The organism is Polaromonas sp. (assembly GCF_030680935.1).
Classification (GTDB): domain Bacteria; phylum Pseudomonadota; class Gammaproteobacteria; order Burkholderiales; family Burkholderiaceae_C; genus Polaromonas.
On record NZ_JAUXUP010000047.1, the window covers coordinates 93272 to 114267 of the forward strand.

Here is a 20996-nt window from a genome sequence, read left to right on the forward strand (position 1 = left end):
TTCGGTACCCGGATATCAGCTCTTTGCCGCAGCAGGGGGTTTCACCCCGGAGACAGGCTTGCCAGAGGTTGTTGAAGCCGCCTTTTGCACATCGGTGGCACGCCTGAGCGCCACGCGCATGGAGAAATTGGACACCCGTCGCTGGTCTCTGGCACCAAGAGTGATGGATTTTCCCGTGATCTCTATCAGTTCCGGACGAGTCAGCCAAGGGCTGTTATTGCCCAAATTACGCAGCAACTCTGAAACCCGCTCGTTGGATTGGGCCACGCCGCTGATCAGCACCACCTGGTTGTCCTGCTTCATGCTGGTGATGTACACGCCATCGGGTAATTGCTTGACCAATTCGTCCAGTAGATAGACGGGTAAATTGCGATTGCCCTGCAAGTCTTCCACCGCATTCTGGCGGGCTCGCAGAGCGGTAATCTCCTGCTGCAGGCCAGCAATTTCCTTGATTTGACTTTCCAGACGCTTGATTTCGACCGTGAGAAAACTGTTCTTCCCTTGCTGCTCCGAAATTTGAGCCTGATACCAGGAAAAGACCGCGCCGCCCATCAGGCCGCCTATCATGACCGCAATCCCCAGGGCAACAAAAAAAGCTTCACGCCTGCGTTTACGCGCCGCCTCGCGGTGAGGAAGTAGGTTGACCAGAATCACTGGAGAAATCTCCGAAGTGCCAGACCACAGGAGGTCAGGTATGAAGCAGCCTCGCGCTTCATCTTTTTCTCGCGAACATCGCTGCCAAGCGTCATGCCTTCAAAAGGATTGGCCACCATGCTCGCAAAAGAGGTCTGCTGGGTCACCGCGTCCGTCAGCCCCGGCAGTGCCGATGAGCCGCCCGCCAACATCACGTAATCAACCTTGTTATGGGGTGTGCTCGTGAAAAAGAACTGCAGCGCGCGTCCAATTTCCTGCGCCATGCTGTCCACAAAGGGTTTTAGCACGCTGGCCTCGTAGTCATCGGGCAATTCACCGCTGCGTTTTTTGCTTTCCGCCTCTTCCGGCGAAAACCCGTATTGACGCACGATCAGCTGGGTCAGCTGTGCGCCGCCGAAAGCCTGGTCACGCTCATACAGCACCTCATCGTTCTTGATCACCTGCATGCTGGTGGTCAGCGCTCCGACCTCGAAAAGCGCCACCATCGTGTCCAGGCCCTGGTTTGGAAGGCCTTCGATCAGCCGGGCTGTGGCCAGGCGCGAGGCATAGGATTCAACATCAATCACCACTGGCTTGAGCCCTGCAGCCTCTGCCAGCCCCTGCCTGTCGTTGACCTTTTCCCTGCGCGATGCTGCAATCAACACCTCCACATCGCCCACAGAGCTGGTACTGGGGCCAACCACACAAAAATCCAGACTGACTTCATCCAGCGAAAAGGGGATGTACTGATTGGCTTCCGCTTCCACCTGAATTTCAAGCTCCTGCTCGCTCAAACCGCCTGGGAGTATGATTTTTTTGGTGATCACTGCCGAAGCGGGCAGCGCCATGGCGACATTTTTAGTACGGGTTCCACTTTTTTTGACCAGACGACGCACCGCCTCTGCGACCTCATCGAACTTTTCCACATTGCCGTCCGTGATCCACCCCCGCTCCAGGGGCTCGATCGCGCACCTGTCAAGCACGAGGTTGCCAGCCTTGTCTCGGCTTAACTCGACCAGCTTGACGCTGGACGAACTGATGTCCAGACCGAGCAATGCCGACGATTGACGGCTGAATAACGATCCCAAAGAGATCAAGACGGTCCCCAGATGATGGCTAATATGTAGCCCTGCAAACTTAAGAAATCACTTCAATGCTATCAGTAAGACCGTTGTACGACAAAGGATTTTTCTATTTTCGCTTACCATCACCGTTGTCAAAAGCCGACGCTTTCAGGCGCGTGCCCGAATCGGCGTCAGCCTGTCGCCCTGGCAATAAATGCAAAATGTGAAATCCTTCACAAGTTGACAGGTCTTCGCGCAAAAGCGGTTTTTCACAATGCTGGCGCGAACTTAGGATGAACCCCATGCCGTCAAATTCTCCCGAATCCCACAGTCCATTGACTGGCGGACCGACCTGGTTACCCATGCTCTTCAAGGCCGCAGCCTGGGTTGGGGGCCTGGCACTGGCCGGACTGCTCTCGATTTTGCTGTTGGTCGCCGTGGCGCTGGCGGTGGCATATCCCAATCTGCCGGATATATCCGACCTGCTCGACTATCGCCCCAAGCTGCCGCTACGGGTGTACTCCGCCGACGCAGTGCTGATTGGCGAGTTCGGCGAAGAACGACGCAACCTGACGCCCATACGCAACATCCCGCAGGTGATGAAGGACGCGGTCCTGGCGATTGAGGATGCCCGGTTTTTTTCGCACGGCGGTGTGGACTACATCGGGGTCATTCGGGCCGGGCTGGCCAATGTGGGCCGCGCCAAAAGCCAGGGAGCCTCCACCATCACCATGCAGGTGGCGCGCAATGTCTATCTGTCCGCCGAAAAAAGTTATACCCGCAAAATCTACGAAATCTTGCTGACTTTCAAACTGGAACACCTGCTCACCAAGGATCAGATTCTGGAGATCTACATGAATCAGATCTTTCTGGGTCAGCGCGCATACGGTTTTGCTGCCGCTTCTGAGGCCTATTTCGGCAAACCCCTGAAAGACGTCAGCATTGCAGAGGCCGCCATGTTGGCGGGGCTGCCCAAGGCGCCCTCTGCCTACAACCCGGTCAGCAACCCCAAACGCGCCAGAGCAAGGCAACTTCACATCATCGAGCGCATGGAAGAGAACGGCTTCATCACGGCGGCACAGGCGGTGGACGCCAAAAATGAACAGCTCAAGGTCAAATCGGGGCCAGACTCCAGCCGGGTACACGCGGAATTTGTGGCTGAAACCGTGCGTCAGCTGGTCTTCAGCCAATATGGCGATGAGACGTATACCCGCGGCCTCAATGTTTTCACCACCTTGCGCGCGACCGACCAGACGGTGGCTTACAAGGCACTTCGCAAGGGAATCATGGACTATGAGCGTCGGCAGATCTACCGCGGTCCTGAGCGTTTCATCGACCTGCCCAGCGATGCAAAGGACGCGGAAGATGCCATTGACGATGCCCTCGCCGAAAGCCCGGACAACGACGACGTCATGTCGGCCGTGGTACTGGAAGCCGGGCCCAAAAAAATCGTGGCGGTTCGGCAAAACAGCGAAACCATAGAGATCACCGGCGACGGTCTCAAGCCAGCGCAGTCAGGTTTATCGGACAAAGCGGCCCCCAACATCAGACTGCGCCGTGGCGCCTTGATCCGGGTCACCAAAACACCCAAAAACACCTGGGAAATCACGCAACTGCCGGAAGTGGAGGGCGCGTTTGTCGCGCTGGACCCGCGAAATGGCGCGATAAGGGCACTGGTAGGGGGGTTTGATTATGAGAAAAACAAGTTCAACCATGTGACGCAAGCCTGGCGGCAACCCGGCTCCAGCTTCAAGCCCTTTATATATTCGGCAGCGCTGGAAAAAGGTTTTACTCCGGCCACGGTCGTCAACGACGCGCCACTTTTTTTCGACGCAGGCGTGACCGGCGGTCAGCCCTGGGAACCGAAAAATTACGACGGCACGTTTGACGGCCCCATGAGCCTGCGCCGTGGGCTGGCCAAGTCCAAAAACATGATTTCCATTCGTATTTTGCAGGCAGTGGGCGTCAAAAATGCGCAGGAATGGGTCACTCATTTTGGTTTCGATGCCGAGAAACACCCCGCCTACCTGACCATGGCGCTGGGCGCCGGTTCGGTGACCCCCCTGCAAATGGCCATTGGCTATTCGGTGTTCGCAAACGGTGGCTACCGCATCAACCCCTATCTGATTACCCGCATCACCGACCAGAAGGGCAAGACTGTGGTTGAAAGTCCGGTGCCCGGACTCGATGAGTCCTCGCGCGGCATTGCCGCGCGCAACGCCTTCATCATGTCCAGCCTTTTGCAGGAGGTCACGCGCAGTGGTACGGCAGCCAAGGCCCAGGCCACCCTGAAACGCAACGACCTGTACGGCAAAACCGGTACAACCAACGACTCGATTGACACCTGGTTCGTCGGCTATCAGCCAACACTGACGGCAGCCGTCTGGATGGGTTACGACACGCCCAAAAAACTGGGGGACCGTGAAACCGGCGGTGGTCTGAGCCTGCCCATCTGGATCAACTTCATGGAGTACGCGCTCAAAGGTGTGCCGGTCAGTGAGTACCCGACGCCGGAAGGAATCGTGAACATTGGCGGCGAGTGGTTTTACGACGAGTACGCGAGGGGCTCTGGGGTCAGCAGCGTGGGGTTGGCTGATCGGCCCGCAGCAGGCGCAGTTGCCGACAACCCTGTTAGTGGACAACCGGTACCGCCAGGCGCCACGGTTCAAACTCCACCACCCGGAGACGAGCGACGACGGATTCTGGACCTCTTCAAGAACTGAAGAAGGCCCGCCGCCAAGGGGAACGACGGCCCGCAGGCCTTAAAGTGGATTGAACACCAGCGCCTGCCCCGCCTGCTCGCTGGCACAACGCGACAAACACGCAAACAACTCGCTGCCGTCTTTGGTGTCCGTCCACTGCCCTTGTGAGAGCCGGTAGTGAAAGCCACCCGCCCGCGCAGCCAGCCAGATTTCCTGTAGCGGTTTTTGCAGATTGACGATGATCTGGCTGCGATTGGCAAATGTCAGCGTGATCATGCCGCCCGTCCGCTGGTTGTCTACATCTGCGTCGGTCGCATCATTGATCCGGTCACACGCCACTTCTATGGCACTGAGCGCAGCCTCGGCCTTGTCCAGATAGTCAAGCTCGGTCATTACAATCCCACCATGTTTGCACGAATTCAAATGTCGCTTCGAATTTTAGGCCGCTCCGCCCATATCTCCTGCCTGCGTGGCCTTTCCGGCCTGGCACTGGCTGCAATCGGTGCCGTCGGTCTGGCAAGCCTGGCTGGCTGTGGCCAGAAAGGCCCTCTGTTCCTGCCACCTCCGCCCCGGGTGCCAGCCACTGGCCAGGCTGCTGGCGCACCGGCTCGGCCGGCCAGCGCGCCGGCAAGCTCAGCGACCACCGGCAATCTTCCGGAACCACCTCCGGCCTCGGGGCCTGCCATCTTGCTTCCGCGATGAGCGCGCCGACATGATCGCTACTGCTTCATTTCCCCTCCCCGGCGCGCCGCATCTGGCCTACCGCGAGGAAAACCTGCAGCTGGAGGAAGTTGCACTTGATCAACTGGCCGACCGGTACGGCACCCCGCTGTTTGTCTATTCCAAAGCTGCCATGCTGGCCGCGCTCGCCGCTTACCAGTCTGGCCTGGCCGGGCGCGATGCGCAGATTTGTTACGCCATGAAAGCCAATTCATCGCTCGGCGTGCTTCAGGTTTTTGCACAAGCCGGTTGTGGTTTCGACATCGTCTCTGGCGGGGAGCTTGACCGCGTGATTGCCGCCGGTGGCGATGTGCGCAAAGTGATTTTTTCGGGCGTCGGTAAAACCCGCACTGAGATGCGCCAGGCGCTTCTGGCCGGCATTGCCTGTTTCAATGTGGAAAGCGAGGCAGAGCTCGACGTGTTGTCCGGTATCGCCGCAGGGATGCAGCTGATCGCGCCGGTGAGCATACGTGTCAACCCCAATGTGGACGCCAAAACCCACCCCTATATTTCCACCGGGCTGAAGGGCAACAAGTTCGGCGTGGCACATGAGGATGCGCTGCGCATCTACCGCCATGCGGCAACCCTGCCTGGCTTGCGGGTGGTCGGCATCGATTGCCACATCGGCTCGCAAATCACCGACACCACCCCCTACCTCGACGCCATGGACCGGGTGCTGGACCTCGTGGCCAGCATTGAAACTGCGGGCATTCCGATTGAACACATTGATTTTGGCGGCGGACTGGGTATCGACTACAACCACGACACGCCCCCCGCTGCTGACGCCCTGTGGCGTGCCCTGCTCGCCAAACTGGATGCGCGCGGCTACGGCAACAGAAAAATCATGCTGGAACCCGGTCGCTCGCTGATCGGCAATGCAGGGGTCTGCCTGACCGAGGTGCTTTATCTCAAACCGGGCGAGCAAAAGAACTTCTGCGTGATTGACGCGGCCATGAACGATTTGCCTCGACCGGCGATGTACCAGGCCTTTCACGCCATCGTGCCGCTTGCCAAAGGACGAGATCTACCGGCGGTGAACTACGACGTGGTCGGTCCTGTCTGCGAAAGTGGTGACTGGATTGGCCGCGACCGCGCGCTGGCCGTGCAAAGCGGCGATCGTCTGGCGGTGTTGTCTGCGGGCGCATATTGCATGAGCATGGCCAGCAACTACAACACGCGCGGCCGCGCGGCGGAAGTGCTGGTCGATGGACAGCATGCGCAGCTGATTCGCAGTCGGGAAACGCCAGCCGACCAGATGCGCAACGAACGACTGCTTGCGAGCTGATCCGCCGCAGGCGTTTGTTCTCCTCGTTTGCTACTTTTCTTATAGCTGCTTACGCACGACCGGCATGGGTTGAAGCCGCTTTTTACTGAACAACTTCTGCAAGCGCCAGCCCAGCAGCACGGCAATGATGGCCGCGTATACAAAGACTTCGGCAAAATCGTTTTTACCAGACCGCATCCAGAAAAAGTGCAGCAGCCCCAGCCCGGCAATCACATACACCAGCTTGTGCAACAGCTGCCAGCGCCGCGCGCCGAGTTTCTTGATGGCCGCGTTGAACGAGGTTGCCGCCAGCGGGGTCAACAGCAAGAATGCGGAAAAGCCCACCAGGATGAATGGCCGCTTGATGATGTCCTTGACGATTTCCGGCACATCAAAACCCATGTCAAACCAGCTGTAGCTCAGCAGGTGAATGACCACGTAAAAATAGACAAACAGGCCCAGCATGCGCCTGAAACGCGCCAGTGCCGGGGTATTGCTGATGACCCGCAGCGGCGTGATTGCCAGCACAATACAGAGAAAGCGCAAAGTCCAGTCGCCGGTTGCGCGTATCAGCGCCTCGGCCGGATTGGCACCCAGCTGGTTCGTCAGCGCGCCGTAGAACAGCCAGACAAAAGGCAGCAGGCAGCAGGCAAACAGGAGGGGCTTGGCCGCCGGGTGCAGCAGCAAGTTTTGGCGCGAGGCCATCAAAAGAACTTTTTGAGATCCATCCCCGCATACAACTGGCCGACCTGCGCCTCATACCCGTTGAACATCAGGGTTTTGCGCTTCTTGGCGAACAAGCCGTCTTCGCCAATACGGCGCTCGGTGGCTTGGCTCCATCGCGGATGGTCCACAGCCGGATTGACGTTCGAGTAAAAGCCGTACTCGTTGGCCGCCGCCTTGTTCCACGCGGTACGCGGTTCCTTGTCGGTGAAGCGTATCTTGACGATACTTTTGCCGCTTTTGAACCCGTACTTCCAGGGCACCACAAGCCGCACCGGTGCGCCGCTCTGATTTGGCAGCACTTCGCCATACATGCCAAAGGTCAGCAGTGTCAGCGGGTTCATCGCTTCGTCCATGCGCAGCGCTTCGACATAAGGCCAATCCAGCACACGCGAGCCGACAAATGGCATGGTCTTCGGATCGGCCTGGGTGATGAACTCCACGTATTTTGCATTGCCCAGGGGCTCTACCTTCTTGATCAGATCAGCCAGCGAATAGCCGACCCAAGGGATGACCATGGACCAGCCTTCCACACAGCGCAGCCGGTAGATACGCTCTTCCTGGGCGCTGAGCTTGATCAAATCCTCAATCGCATAGGTTCTTGGCTGCTTGACCAGACCTTCAACTGCCACGGTCCACGGCTTGGTGACCAGCGTGTGGGCATTTTTTGCGGGGTCGCCCTTGTCGGTGCCAAACTCATAAAAGTTGTTGTACGTCGAGGCGTCTTTGTAATCTGTGACTTTCTCCATGGTCACAGCGCCAGCCACGGCCGATTTCGCGCCGGGTAAGGCCGCCAGCTTGCCCGGTTTGCCGGCGCCCTGGGCCAGGGCCTCACGGCCAGCCCAGGAAGCAAGGGCAGCACCAGCCGCGCCACCTGCCAGCAACTTCATCAGCTCGCGCCGCTGCTGGTAAACACCCTGCGGCGTGATGTCGCTGGGAATGGAGTGCGTAAAGCCGCTGTTACCGGTTTTGATCAACATGTTGTGTCCTTGAAGCTGGGTCGTTGGAAGTTAGTCTGAGTACGCAGCAGGTTCTTACAAGGATTCAAAACACATTACAAGGTGCCGTAGCTGTGCAACCCCGACAGGAACATGTTGACACCCAGAAAAGCGAAGGTGGTCACGGCCAGCCCCACCAGTGCCCACCAGGCGGCCACCGTACCGCGCAAGCCCTTCATGAGGCGCATGTGCAGCCAGGCCGCGTAATTCAGCCAGACGATCAATGCCCAGGTCTCCTTCGGGTCCCAGCTCCAGTAGCCGCCCCAGGCCTCGGCCGCCCACAGCGCGCCGAGCACCGTGGCGATGGTGAAAAATGCAAACCCCACCGCAATCGCCTTGTACATCACGTCGTCGAGCACTTCCGCGCTGGGCAGCCGCGCGGCAATTCGCTTGCGGCCCAGCAAAATGCCGGCGGCGATCAGGCCCGACACCGCCAGATATCCGAGCCAGTAGCCGCTGCTGCCGACCTCGGAAGATTTCCGGAACACGATCGGCACAAAACAAAGCACAACGCCCAGCAGCCACAACGGTGTCAGTTTGTACCAACGGGTTTCCAGTGCCTGTTGTTTGATCAGGTAGGCCAGAGACACCATGGCTGCCAGTGAAAACATGCCATAACCAATGAAGTTGGCCGGCACATGCAGCTTCATCCACCAGCTTTTGAGGGCTGGCACCAGAGGCTGGATTTCATGCGCCCCACGCACGACCGTGTACCACAGCAGAAAACCCACCGCCGCGCTGACCACCAGCATGACAAATGCCCCCATGGCACGGGTTTTGTACTGGTCTTCGAAGTAAAGATAAAACGCCGCTGTCATCCAGCTGAACAGCACAAACACTTCGTAGAGGTTGCTGACCGGAATGTGCCCCACATCGGCGCCAATCAGGTAACTTTCGTACCAGCGCACCATGGTACCCACGAGTGCCATGCCGACCGCCACCCACGCAATTCTGGAACCCAGGGACTCCATCGTGTCGCCCTGCCCCTTGATGAACATGCCGAGCCAGTAAAACACGGTGCTCATGAAAAACAGCATGCTCATCCAGAGAATCGCGGACTGGCTGGACAGGAAGTACTTGAGCCAGAACACCTGCTCGGCCCGCGCCAGATCACCCTGATAGGCAACGATGCCGAGCAACGAAAAACCCGCCACCAGCAGCCCCAGCACGCGCAATGGCCGCCAGAACCAGGCCATTGCGACCACGGCAGGAATGGCCCCCAGCAAGATGCCTTTTTCATAAACGTCCATAAACCCGCTGTACTGGAAAAAGGCATACAAGCCTCCACCCAAAACCAGGGCCGCAAAAATCCAGTCGAACAGATTGCGTTTTGCAAAATAGCCTTCGTGCAGGCTGATGGTGGCCGCGTCCGTGCCGCTGGAATTCAGGGTTGTGGTGTTCATCGTGGCGCCTGTAAAAGTTTTGTCTTCAGCATTTCAAACTCCTGCCCGCCGTCCATGGTCTGGCGGTTGGTTGACATGGCCATGGTGGCGCGGCTGCCCGTTTCTGATTTTTCGCCCGATTCCGGATCCTGCCCGGCACCCGGCGCCAGCCACACCCACAAACGACGCTCCCGCACATAGAGCATCGCAAAGATACCCAGAATCAGCAAAGCGCAGCCGAGGTAAACAATGTTTTTTCCGGGCGTGCGTGCCACCTGGAACACACTCGCCTGCAGCTGGGTGAAGTCTTTCAGTTTAAATGCCATTGGCGCCGGGTAAAAGTGGGCATCACTGAGCGACAGCACCGACTGGGCCATGTAAGCCTGAGTGGCGCCGTCGCTGGGCATGGGCGCCAAGCCCGCCTGTTCGCGCGTCAACTGGGCCAGCTCAAACAGAACTCCGTTGAGAATACGCACCAGCACCTCGCCCGCGCGGTCGCGTTCGGCCTCAGGCACCCTGGCCTCTATGAAGTCGGACACTGCTTGAAGGCCCGCCGGTGCTGTAGCCTGGGCGCCGTCCGGGGCCTGGTCGGGACCGGCAAAAAGCGCCAGAGCCTGCGATGCAGAAGCCGACAACTGCTGCGCCAACTCAGGACGGTCTGCGGCAATGGCCTGGCGCACATAACGCTTCACAGCACGTTCGCGCTGCGCCGGGTCTGCCAGTGCGCGGCGCAGGCGCAGGAATCCGTCCATGCTGCCCTGATCGTCAGCAGGAATACGCAGGTACTGGAAAGGACCGGAAGTGGTCTCACGCACGCCCAGCAGGAAAAGCGCCGGGCTGGACTCGGCCGAATCCATCTTGACTGGCAGCATGTAGTTGTGAAACTCCCTGGCCTGGCCAGCGGCGTCGCGCAACTTGTAGGTGACACTGGGGCCGACGTTGCGCAGCTCTTTATTCTCCCGCGTTTTGTTGGCTGCACCCAGACGCGAATCGATGGCCTGACGCAAGTCAACTTTACGCACATCCGCCCCCGAGGTAGCGCCCATGCTGCCAGAGCTGGAAAAATTTTCAACGTTGATGACACGCAACGCGGTGTATTCCAGCGTCATCTTTTCTGCGCCTTCACCCCGCCCGCTGCTCAGGCTGCTGGAGCCCCCGATCGTGCCCTGAAGCTCAAACGGCTTGCTGGGCACTTGAGCGCCGACCGCCATGGAAACCGCCTGGAGAGTGACGCTGGAGCCGCCATCGTCAAAGCTGGACTGGTAAATCTCTATGCCTTTGTGACGCGCCGGGTGGTTCACTTCAACACGGGCCGGAATTTTTTCGCCGGTTTCCTTGTCGTGAATAACGATCTCGCTGGCAAACAGCTTGGGCATGCCGGTCGAGTAGTACTCCACAATGAATTTTTTCAGTTCCACGGCAAAAGGCAGGTCCTGCAGCAAGACGCCGCCCGGCTGGTTCAGGATGGCCGTGCTGGACTGCGTGCCTTCTGCCACCAGCAAATTGGCACGGAAAGTCGGGTTGCGTTCGCTCAGGCGGTGCTGCGCCGGCACATCGGCAATCAGCCCGCCACCGGTATAGATGGTCTTGTTGTTGAACCAGGTCTGGGCCCGCACCATCAAGTCGCCATCAAGCAGGCCCCCCACGCACACCAGCACAATCGCGCTGTGCGTGGCAATGTAGCCCAGCTTGTTGGCCGCACCCGCCTTGGCAGCGACCATCCAGCCGGTACCGCCCGCAGTGTTTCGTTGCTGCAACTTCACTTTCCAGCCGCTCTTGACCAGTGTCTGCCCGATGCGCCTTGCCGCCACTTCCGGCGCCTCGGCCAAACTCAGCTCGGCCCGATGCCCAAACGCCTTGAGGCTTTGCTCACGGATGTTTTCCTTGAGCTGGTTCAGATCGGCCAGGATCTTCGGTGTGTTGCGGCTGATGCACAGCGATGTGGAGATCACCAGAAACGCCAGAATCAGCATGAACCACCAGGCGCTGTACACGGTGTACAGGCTTACCGCGGCAAACACCTGCGCCCAGAACGGGCCGAACTGGTTGACGTAGTTGCCAAACGGCTCCTGCTGCTTGAGAACGGTTCCGATCACCGAAGCGATACAGATGACGGTCAACAGCGAAATAGAAAACCGCATCGACGACAGCAACTCCACCACCGATCGCAAAGCATGCGAACCCGACTTGAGCCGAAGCCCGTGGGTGGAAACTGCGTGGCTGGTAACGGTCATGCGTGGTGCTGGTTGAGAGAGGCAACAAAAAAAAGGCGGGTCTTCTTGAAGACCCGCCCTGTATGGAGTGCTGAATTTGGCAGGGGTTCCCTACAAATCGGGTTGGCCGCTGCATTTTCCCCACAATCTGCCTGATCACAGACCAAGCCCCTTCAAGCCTCAGGTTTTCAGGGTAATCAGCGCAATCCGGCAATGTAGTCGGCTACCGCGCGGATCTCCCGGTCATTCAATTTGGCAGCCACCTGGCTCATTTGCAGGCTATTGCCACGCACGCCGTCACGAAAACCCGTCAATTGGGAGGCGGTGTACTCGGCATGCTGACCACCCAGGCGCGGGTACTGCGCAGGAATACCGGCGCCGGTCGGGTTGTGGCAACCAGCACAGGCGGGCACCTGGCGGTCGGCGATGCCGCCGCGGTAAATCCGCTCACCCAGGGTCACCAGCTCTTTGTCTTTGGCAAAACCGGGTTTGGATTTCTGGCTGCTGACCCAGAAGGCGATGTTTTTCATGTCGTCTTCAGACAGTGCTGCTGCGAAGCCCTGCATGACGGCATTTTTGCGCTTGCCCGACTTGAACTCCTGCAACTGCTTGACCAGGTATTCGGGATGCTGCTGGGCCAGTTTGGGGTTGACCGGGGTGCCCGAATTGCCGTCGGCTGCATGGCAGGCAACGCAGACGGCGAAACTCTTTTCGCCGCGAACCAGGTCGGGCTTGGCCGCCTTGGCAGGTGCGGCCTCGCCGGCTGCCTGCGAAACAAGGGGCACGGCCAGAACAGCAGCCAGCAAATAGGACATCAACGAAGTGGAAACAAGCTTCATATCGGGGGTTTAATGGTTGACTCTAAGGTGGACAAGGCGCCAGGCGCAAAGACTTCAGCTGCTTGTGCAGCCCGCCTGAGCACTACTTCACGCAAAACTCCACGATTTTACAATGGCTTGGGGGACAATCCCAATATATGAGCATATCCCCGCGATCCACCCCCGTTAAAACCCAGAAGCCGACTGCCAAACGAGCCCCGCCCAAAATAGCGGCGGCTAACATGGCGGCAGCACTGGCCGCCCAGCCGCCCCAGTCGGCAGAGGCCAAAATTGCCATGGGCTGGTTGCACACAGCCAAGTTTTTGACCACGGCGCCCGAGCTCAAGCACCTGCCGATGATGGAGTTTCCGGAGATTGCCTTTGTCGGCCGCTCCAATGCCGGCAAGTCCACCTGCATCAACACACTGACCCAGATCAACCGGCTGGCGTTTGCCTCCAAAACTCCGGGACGCACGCAAAGCATCAATTTGTTCTCGTTGGGCAAACAGGGTATCACCGACGCGGTGCTGGCCGACCTGCCGGGTTATGGTTATGCGGCCGTGCCCAAAGCAGCCAAGTACCGCTGGCAACAGGTGATGGGCAACTACCTGCAAACACGCGACAACCTCAAGGGCGTGGTGCTGCTGTGCGACCCGCGCCTGGGCTTGACCGAACTCGACGAAATATTGCTCGACGTGATCCGTCCGCGGGTCGAGGAAGGCCTGAAGTTTCTGGTCTTGCTGACCAAATCCGACAAGCTCAACAAGACCGAGGCCGCCAAGGCACTGTCCATTGTGCGACTGCAGGCCGGAGGCGGGGATGTCAAACTCTTTTCAGCGCTCAAACGGCAGGGGGTGGAGGAAGTCGCCCAGCATTTGTGGCAATGGGCACATCCGCCGGTCAAGCCTGAAAAGCCGGTCAAGGCAACCGCCGCAGCACCAGCCGAAAAGGACTCCGGCGCGCCCTGAGTCTTTTGTGGCAGACCGAGCCGATCTCTGCCGCTTGTGCATTTTATGAAGCCAAATCTGCCTGCAGCCCTAATACGACGGGCGCAAGCAGCTCCTGAATGTATAGCAAATGATTGAGACCCACCTGATCAAACTGCCCCACGGCATCACCCTGTCCTGCCGCATGGCGGGCCAGGCTGGCAGGCCAGTGCTGATGTTTCTGCACGGCTTTCCGGAGGCGGCTTTTGTCTGGGACACCCTGCTGGCGCATTTCGCCCGGCCTGAAAACGGTGGTTATTTTTGCATTGCACCCAACCTGCGCGGCTTTGAGCAGTCGAGCGCGCCCACCGACCCCGACGCCTACCGGCCCAAACACCTGATGCAGGACATCTCGGCGCTGAGTGCCGCGGTCTGTCCCCCGGGCGCCTCCCCGCAGTTGGAATGTTTGGTGGCCCACGACTGGGGCGGCGCAATTGCCTGGAACCTCGCGGCGGCGATGCCGCAGCTGATGAAAAAGCTGGCCATCGTCAATTCCCCACATCCCGGTACTTTTTTGCGCGAGCTGCAGCACTCACCGGCGCAGCAGGCCGCCAGCGCCTACATGAATTTCCTGATCCGTCCGGACGCCGAGGCGCTGCTGGCGGCCGACGATTTCCGCCGTCTGTGGCAGTTTTTGACCAACGGCAGCAACGGCCAGCCTGCCTGGCTGACCGAGAGCGTCAAAAACCAATATCGGGAAGTCTGGCGCGCCGGGCTGACCGGCGGTTGCAACCTGTACCGCGCCTCTCCGCTGCGCCCGCCACGGCCCGAAGATCCCGCCGCCGCAGGAGTCAGCTTGGCACGCGAGCGGCTGACGGTGCTGCTGCCTACCCTGGTGGTGTGGGCGCTGGACGATATCGCCCTGCCGCCGGCATTGATAGACGGCCTGGCCGACTACGTGCCGGCCATGCAGCTGCAAACCGTCGCTGGTGCCACCCACTGGATCGTGCATGAGCAGCCGGAACGTGTCATTGGCTACCTGCGCGATTTTCTGGGTCAAGCCGAATAGCTATTTTTTTTATAGCTGCGTACGTATACTGCATAAGGGCTGGAGGCACAAAACGCCCCATGCATCGTTCAATAAAGCGAGGGCTCACCTTCTGGCCGGGTTTTAAATCGTTTGTGCACCCAGTAGTACTGCGCCGGCATGGTGCGGATGTACTCCTGCAGGCGCGTGTTCATCAGCGCGGTGTCGGCCACCGGGTCATCGCTCGGAAAATTGGGCCAGGCCGGCAACACTTCGACGGTGTAACCCGTCGCTGTCAGGCGCGGCAGCAAGGGCACAATTTTGGCGCGTCCCAGCCGGGCAAAACGTGACAGCGAGGCGACTGTGGCGGCAGGTGTACCGTAAAACGGCACAAACACCGAGTCGTCAGGGCCAAAGTCCATGTCTGGCAACAGGTACAGTGGCTGCCCCTCGCGCAAAGCGGTGACGATGGGTTTGACGCCTTCTGCCCGCCCAAACAGGCGCAGGTTGCCAAAACGCCTGCGGCCCCGCAGTATCCAACGGTCGACAAGCTTGTTCGACTGGTCGGTATAAATCGTGGTGGAGGGCCGGGGCATCTGCAAGGCTACGCCGGCCCATGCGGCATCCAGCCCGACAAAATGCGGCAAAAAAATCACGGTGGGGTCGTCGCCCACCAGTTCATCCAGCGAGCCGGTCAGTTGTACCCGCCGCTGCACCCACGCCCTGGGCGCATGCCACAACCAGGCGCGGTCCAGCCAGGCCTGGGCGAAATAGACAAAGGTCTGGCGCGTCAGCTGGTTGCGCCCGGCCTCGGGAAGCTCGGGAAAACACAGCGCCAGATTGGTCTGGACCACACGCCGGCGGGAACCCACCAGCAAGTACAACAAGAAGCCCAGCAGCACGCCCAGCGCGCGCGTCCAGCGCAGCGGCAAGAGCGCCAGCGACTGCATGAAAGCGATGCCTGACCGGGTGACGATGCGACCAAGCAGCTGGCGCGGCGTCCTCAAAGTGCGTCCTCGCGCGGCGTCTTGTAGCGCGCATAGCCCCACAGATATTGGCCGGGCTGGCTCAGCACAATCGCCTCAATCGCCCGGTTGATCTGCGTGACCGCCTGCAGCAGGTCAGACTTTCCGGCCGCTTCCAGCCCCTGCACCGCCGGCCATATTTTCAGGAAATAGCCCTGGCCCCGGGCCAGCCGCTCACAACTGACCGGCAACAGGGTGGCGCCACTTTGCAGCGCCAGGCGGGCAGCCAAGGTCATGGTGTAGGCCGGTTTTCCAAAGAAAGGCGCCCAGACCCCCAGCCCTTCAGGGGGAACCTGATCGGTCAACAAGGCCACAGCCTGATTGGCCTTCAGCGTCTTGTGCAACAGGCGGATACCGCTGAGAGACGCGGGCACCACCGTCAGATTCGCACGGTCGCGGGCAATACGCTCCAGCCGGGCCAGCCAGGTTTTGCGGGCCGGGCGGTAAATTGCGGTGATCGGGCCGTACAACTCGGCCAATGCCTGCGGCCCCAATTCAAAACTACCGCAGTGGGGGCCAAAAAAAACAAGCCCCCGTCCCAGCGCCAATGCCCGCTCAACGTGTTCCTGGCCCTCAACCCTGACGTTGCCCAAACAGGAAACCGAAGGCGGTCGCATCCAGAGTTTTGGCAACTCGGCCACAAAGCGCCCGGCCTCGGCAATTGCGGGGCGCGCCACCTCAAAGGCCAGACCTGCCTGCGCCACGTTGGCCCGAAAGTGTGCCCGGTAGGCCGGGCTCAAGCACCAGACCAACCAGCCCAGGGCAGCGCCCACACCATGCAGGGCGCGCAACGGCCAATGGGAAAGGAAACGGAACAGGAAAATCATGAAGAAGAAAGGGGGAAAAGGACAGCGGACAGCGAGGACAGATGGAAGCGATATAATGCCAGTTGTCGCCGAGTTACTGAACAACTTGCAGGGCGACATTAAACCAAACTGCTAAAGCGTTCGCCGAGGCACCCCAAGCCGGCAACGCGCCGACTAACTTCATGGAGTGTACGCAATGGCGAACGATTTTCTCTTTACTTCCGAATCCGTCTCCGAAGGCCATCCTGACAAGGTTGCCGACCAGATTTCCGATGCCATCCTCGATGCCATCTTCAAGCAGGACCCGCTGTCCCGCGTCGCGGCCGAAACCCTGACCAACACCGGCCTGGTTGTGCTAGCGGGTGAGATCACCACCAACGCCCACGTGGATTACATCCAGGTCGCGCGCGACACCATCAAGCGTATTGGTTACGACAACACCGAATACGGCATCGACTACAAGGGTTGCGCCGTCATGGTTTGTTACGACAAGCAGTCCAATGACATTGCCCAGGGCGTGGACCATGCGTCCGACGACCACCTGAACACTGGCGCCGGCGACCAGGGCCTGATGTTCGGCTATGCCTGCGACGAGACACCCGAGCTGATGCCCGCGCCAATTTATTACGCCCACCGCTTGGTCGAGCGCCAGGCCCAGTTGCGTAAAGATGGCCGCCTGCCTTTCCTGCGCCCGGACGCCAAGAGCCAGGTCACCATGCGCTACGTGGACGGCAAGCCGCACAGCATCGACACGGTGGTGTTGTCCACGCAGCACAGCCCTGACCAGAGCGAAACCCAGCACAAGATGAAGGCTTCGTTTGTGGAGGCCATCATCGAGGAGATCATCAAGCCGGTGCTGCCAAAAGGCATGCTGACCAAGGACACCAAGTATTTGATCAACCCGACCGGCCGTTTTGTCATCGGTGGCCCGCAGGGCGATTGCGGCCTGACCGGCCGCAAGATCATTGTGGACACCTACGGCGGCGCCTGCCCGCACGGCGGCGGCGCGTTCAGCGGCAAGGACCCTTCGAAAGTGGACCGTTCAGCCGCTTACGCCGCACGTTATGTCGCGAAAAACATCGTGGCCGCCGGCCTCGCCAAGCAGTGCCAGATTCAGGTGGCCTACGCCATCGGGGTGGCCCACCCGATGAACGTGACGGTGTACACCGAAGGCACCGGCGTGATGTCCGACGAAAAACTCTCGGCCTTGGTCAACGAACATTTCGACCTGCGTCCGAAGGGCATCATCCAGATGCTGGACCTGTTACGTCCGATCTACGAGAAAACCGCCGCCTACGGCCACTTCGGCCGCGACGAGCCGGAATTCACGTGGGAAAAGACAGACAAGGCAGCTGCGCTGCGCGCGGCTGCGGGCCTGTAAGGCCCCAAGCGAGGAGGGCTTGCCAGGCTTTCAGCGCAGGCTCACTTCGCAAAGCGAAGTCAAGGGCAAAGGCCCGTGCTGAAGATGCAAAACAGACAAGGCTGCAGCCCTTCGCGCTGCAGCAGTTCTGAAATAAAAAACCTCGCAGTGTGAAGGGTGGTGGGGCGTCGGAGCACTTATCCCCGCCCGCTCTTCACGCACGTTGCCCTACACGCTCCTCAGAGGTCGGTTGCAGGCACCTCATCAGCATGTCATAGTCGACGGGCTTGACCAGATGGTGGTCAAAGCCGGCCTCGCTGGCGCGTTTCCTGTCGTTGAACTGGCCCCAGCCCGTCAGGGCGATGAGCAGGATTTTTTCTCCGCCCGGGTGCTGGCGGATCAGGCGCGCGGCGTCATAACCATCCATGCCGGGCATGCCGATATCCATCACAACCACATCGGGCGTGGCGACCTTGACCTGGTCCACAGCCGCCACGCCGTTATAGACGGTGGTCACGGCAAAACCATCCATGCCCAACAGCGCCTCCAGGGTGTCAGCCGCGTCGACGTTGTCGTCAACCACCAGGACTTTTCTAAAACGCCCGCAGACCGCTGGCGGTGTGACCGCCACCTCTTTGCGCGGCGGGCTTTCTTTTTGCTCGACCACCACAGGCAGGGTCAATACAAATTCACTGCCACGACCGAGGCCGTCGCTGAAGGCGCGCAGATTGCCACCGTGCATTTCTGCAAACTGCCTGGCCAGGCTCAAGCCGATGCCCAAACCACTCGGCACCTCTCCCGGCACGGGCGTCTGCGCGAACAGGTCAAAGATCCGGCTCAGTGAGGACGGCTCCAGCCCAATGCCGTTGTCCCGCACACTGAATTTCACGGTATCGCCCTCCACATGGATACCCAGAACAATGTGACCTTCGGTTGGCGTGAACTTGGCTGCATTGACCAGCAGGTTTGCCACGCTCTGGACCAGCCGCGCGTGATCCGCGTCGAGCAGGTAGTCGCTTTCCAGTTCGTTCACATCGAGCCGGTGCTTTTTGACTTCCATGGCTGAACTGGATATCTCCACGGCATGGTTGACCACCGAACGCAGGGTGATTCGGTTCTTCTTGAGCACCACCTTGCCGCTGGTAATGCGTGCCACATCGAGCAGATCGTCCACCAGCCGGGTGAGGTGTGTCACCTGCCGGTCCACCACATTGCGCAGCCTTGTCACCGGGTCCGAATCAGAGTGCAGGTTTTTGAGAATGCCCATGGATGTACGGATGGGCGCCAGCGGATTGCGCAGTTCATGCGCCAGTGTGGCCAGAAATTCATCTTTGCGCCGATCCGCATCCCTGACCTGGTACTGGCGCTCACGCGCCCGGATCGCCGAACGCGCTGCGGAGATAAGTGCCGTCGTGCGCACTGGCCGCTCCATCAAGGTGACATTGCCCAAACGGCCCACGGCCCGCCGCACGTCCAGTGAGTCAGCACCACTGCGGGTCAAAAGAAGAATCGGTATGTCCGACCACGTGGGCTGCCTGGCAACATACTCCGCCAGCGGCAGCATCGCGGAGCCGCTGATCACTTCCTCGGCCAGCAGCAGGGCACCTGCGCCGCGGGGCAACTGCTCCACCAACTCACCGGCGTCTCGACACACCATGCTGCCGATGTTCACGGAGTGAAAAACCCTGGAAGTCAGGTCCGCATCCTGCCCCGTGGGGGTACAGATGACAATGCGCCGTTCCACTTACCTCACCTCGGATTCGGTGCCAGCTCTATCGGTAGAACCCAGATAGACCGGCACACCGGTCAGAATGCCACGGAAACCGCGCAACACCTCGCCCACCTGGATGCCCCTGGCGGATATTGAAAACTGGCGAATCGTCCGCTCGTGCAGGCTGCCCCGTTTCTTGAATACCGAGACCGCCTGCTTGACCTCCCCGTCGTGCTCAAAATAACGCAGCATCAGGACGTTGTCGGCCAGGTAGCTGGCGTCCACCGTGGTGGACATGTTGCCGCCCAACATGCCCTGCTGGACGCCCACCAGAATGGTGACCACGCCGCGCTGGCCAAGGTAGGTCAGCAGCTCGTGCAGGTGGGTGGTCAAAAAGCGTTCGTCCGGCATGGCGTTGAGGTAGCCGTTGATGCTGTCAATCACAATCACCTTTGCACCCATGTCGGCCGCCGCACACACAGCGGTTGCAAACTCTCCGGGCGACAACTCGGCAGGATCAATCTGCTGGATGGTCAACAAGCCCTCGTTGTAGGGATCACGCACGCGCATGGCAAGCCCATCGGCCCGATTCAGCAGGTTGTTGGCAGCTTCCTCGAACAGGAACATGGCGCTGCTCTGGCCGCGCTCTGCAGCGGCGGCAACAAATTGGGCGGCCAGCGAGGACTTTCCGGTGCCAGGCGGACCGGCAATCAGCGTACTGGTTCCCTCCTCCAGCCCCCCGCCCAGCAGCGAATCAAGCGCTGCCAGGCCGCTTCTAAGCTGTTCCCGCTTTTCCATAACCCGCGACTCGGCTGCCACCAGCCGCGGGTAAACACAGAGCCCCCCATAGTGGATGTCGTAGTCATGCATGCCGCCGCGAAAAGCGGCGCCGCGGTACTTCACGACACGCACCCTGCGCCGTTCCGCCCCATATTCCTTGACCGATTGCTCCAGTGTGATCACACCATGCGCGATGCTCCGGACCTGTAAATCGATACCGGCAGCCGTGCGATCGTCCAACATCATCACGGTGCATGCGCGGCTGGCAAAAAACTGCTTCAGTGCCAATACCTGGCGCCTGTAACGCAGGGGCGTATCGGCCAACAGCTGCAACTCTGACAGGGAGTCGATCACCACGCGCGTGGGCTTGCGCTCTTCGATCACGGCAAGAATCGCCTGCATGGTGGTACCCATTTCCACCTCGGACGCATGAAACATGGTGTACTGCGCCTCGGGCTGCAGCAGGTTTTCGGAAGGCAGCACTTCCTGGATATGGATACCGTCCATGTCCCAGCCGTGGGACTCACCAACATCCCGCAGTTCACCACTGGTTTCGGCAAGCGTGATGTACACCACCGACTCACCCTGCCTGGCGCCGTCGATCAGGAATTGCAGGCCCGTGGTGGTTTTGCCCGTTCCGGGCTCGCCTTCGATCAAGTAAATACGGTCTTTGGTCAGACCGCCGCCCAGAATTTTGTCGAGGCCCGAAATTCCGGTGGACAGGAGAGTTGAATTGAGATTTTCCTGAATCTTCATGTCTGTGAATGAACTAAGTTATCTGCCAAATGGCGTCAAGCAGGACAAGCAGGACAAGCAGCAACACTATCCAGGATCAGAGCCGTTT

The 20996-nt window shown here is 59.7% G+C and carries 18 protein-coding genes; 6 read left to right on the plus strand and 12 right to left on the minus strand.

Going from position 1 to position 20996, the window contains the following annotated elements; genetic code table 11:
* Positions 1-15: 15 nt before the first annotated feature.
* Complete coding sequence (locus Q8L50_RS12540; RefSeq protein WP_305348964.1) at positions 16-654, minus strand: PilN domain-containing protein; 639 nt, start codon at positions 652-654, stop codon at positions 16-18.
* The gene (locus Q8L50_RS12545; RefSeq protein ID WP_305348965.1) at positions 651-1730 is read right to left on the minus strand and encodes a pilus assembly protein PilM; all 1080 of its coding nucleotides are present in this window, start codon (positions 1728-1730) and stop codon (positions 651-653) included. Before Q8L50_RS12545 ends, Q8L50_RS12540 begins: the two co-directional genes overlap by 4 nt.
* Before the next feature lie 260 nt (positions 1731-1990).
* Between Q8L50_RS12545 and Q8L50_RS12550 the strand changes: the two genes are divergently transcribed.
* Positions 1991-4420: a penicillin-binding protein 1A gene (locus Q8L50_RS12550; protein ID WP_370869793.1), complete on the plus strand. Its 2430-nt coding sequence runs from the start codon at positions 1991-1993 to the stop codon at positions 4418-4420.
* Between the two features lie 39 nt (positions 4421-4459).
* On the opposite strand, the gene cyaY is transcribed toward Q8L50_RS12550, so the two are convergent.
* On the minus strand, positions 4460-4792 hold the full coding sequence (cyaY, locus tag Q8L50_RS12555) for an iron donor protein CyaY (RefSeq protein ID WP_305348967.1): 333 nt from the start codon (positions 4790-4792) through the stop codon (positions 4460-4462).
* Between the two features lie 30 nt (positions 4793-4822).
* On the opposite strand from cyaY, the gene Q8L50_RS12560 reads away from it, so the two are divergent.
* Together Q8L50_RS12560 and lysA are read left to right on the plus strand one after the other, a co-directional pair.
* The gene (locus Q8L50_RS12560) at positions 4823-5101 is read left to right on the plus strand and encodes a lipoprotein (RefSeq protein WP_305348968.1); all 279 of its coding nucleotides are present in this window, start codon (positions 4823-4825) and stop codon (positions 5099-5101) included.
* Positions 5102-5111: 10 nt separating this feature from the next.
* Positions 5112-6404 carry a diaminopimelate decarboxylase gene (lysA, locus tag Q8L50_RS12565; protein ID WP_305348969.1) on the plus strand — a complete coding sequence of 431 codons (1293 nt, stop codon included), beginning with the start codon at positions 5112-5114 and terminating at the stop codon, positions 6402-6404.
* Between the two features lie 39 nt (positions 6405-6443).
* On the opposite strand, the gene Q8L50_RS12570 is transcribed toward lysA, so the two are convergent.
* The 5 genes from Q8L50_RS12570 to Q8L50_RS12590 form a co-directional block, all read right to left on the minus strand.
* Positions 6444-7088, minus strand: coding sequence for a sulfite oxidase heme-binding subunit YedZ (locus Q8L50_RS12570; protein WP_305348970.1), 645 nt, complete (start codon positions 7086-7088; stop codon positions 6444-6446).
* A complete protein-coding gene (msrP, locus tag Q8L50_RS12575) occupies positions 7088-8086 on the minus strand; it encodes a protein-methionine-sulfoxide reductase catalytic subunit MsrP (protein ID WP_305348971.1) in 999 nt (332 codons plus the stop codon). The genes Q8L50_RS12570 and msrP overlap by 1 nt, the downstream gene beginning before the upstream one ends.
* Positions 8087-8160: 74 nt before the next feature.
* The gene (ccsB, locus tag Q8L50_RS12580; protein WP_305348972.1) at positions 8161-9507 is read right to left on the minus strand and encodes a c-type cytochrome biogenesis protein CcsB; all 1347 of its coding nucleotides are present in this window, start codon (positions 9505-9507) and stop codon (positions 8161-8163) included.
* Complete coding sequence (locus Q8L50_RS12585) at positions 9504-11720, minus strand: cytochrome c biogenesis protein ResB (RefSeq protein WP_305348973.1); 2217 nt, start codon at positions 11718-11720, stop codon at positions 9504-9506. The genes ccsB and Q8L50_RS12585 overlap by 4 nt, the downstream gene beginning before the upstream one ends.
* A gap of 176 nt (positions 11721-11896) precedes the next feature.
* Positions 11897-12538, minus strand: coding sequence for a cytochrome c (locus Q8L50_RS12590; RefSeq protein ID WP_305348974.1), 642 nt, complete (start codon positions 12536-12538; stop codon positions 11897-11899).
* A 221-nt stretch (positions 12539-12759) separates the two neighbouring features.
* On the opposite strand from Q8L50_RS12590, the gene yihA reads away from it, so the two are divergent.
* The gene (yihA, locus tag Q8L50_RS12595) at positions 12760-13485 is read left to right on the plus strand and encodes a ribosome biogenesis GTP-binding protein YihA/YsxC (protein WP_305348975.1); all 726 of its coding nucleotides are present in this window, start codon (positions 12760-12762) and stop codon (positions 13483-13485) included.
* Positions 13486-13594: 109 nt separating this feature from the next.
* Positions 13595-14512 (plus strand): alpha/beta fold hydrolase, encoded by a 918-nt coding sequence (locus Q8L50_RS12600; RefSeq protein WP_305348976.1) that lies wholly within the window; start codon positions 13595-13597, stop codon positions 14510-14512.
* 68 nt (positions 14513-14580) lie between these two features.
* Here Q8L50_RS12600 and Q8L50_RS12605 read toward each other — a convergent pair whose 3' ends face one another.
* Both Q8L50_RS12605 and Q8L50_RS12610 read right to left on the minus strand, forming a co-directional pair.
* Positions 14581-15477: a lysophospholipid acyltransferase family protein gene (locus tag Q8L50_RS12605; RefSeq protein ID WP_305348977.1), complete on the minus strand. Its 897-nt coding sequence runs from the start codon at positions 15475-15477 to the stop codon at positions 14581-14583.
* Complete coding sequence (locus tag Q8L50_RS12610) at positions 15474-16322, minus strand: lysophospholipid acyltransferase family protein (protein ID WP_305348978.1); 849 nt, start codon at positions 16320-16322, stop codon at positions 15474-15476. Before Q8L50_RS12610 ends, Q8L50_RS12605 begins: the two co-directional genes overlap by 4 nt.
* A 175-nt stretch (positions 16323-16497) precedes the next feature.
* On the opposite strand from Q8L50_RS12610, the gene metK reads away from it, so the two are divergent.
* Positions 16498-17682, plus strand: coding sequence for a methionine adenosyltransferase (gene metK, locus Q8L50_RS12615; protein WP_305348979.1), 1185 nt, complete (start codon positions 16498-16500; stop codon positions 17680-17682).
* Between the two features lie 193 nt (positions 17683-17875).
* Here the strand turns inward: metK and Q8L50_RS12620 are convergent, their stop codons facing one another.
* Positions 17876-19405: a response regulator gene (locus Q8L50_RS12620; RefSeq protein ID WP_305348980.1), complete on the minus strand. Its 1530-nt coding sequence runs from the start codon at positions 19403-19405 to the stop codon at positions 17876-17878.
* Positions 19406-20908 (minus strand): ATPase domain-containing protein, encoded by a 1503-nt coding sequence (locus Q8L50_RS12625; protein ID WP_305348981.1) that lies wholly within the window; start codon positions 20906-20908, stop codon positions 19406-19408. It lies immediately after the preceding gene.
* Between the last annotated feature and the right edge of the window lie 88 nt (positions 20909-20996).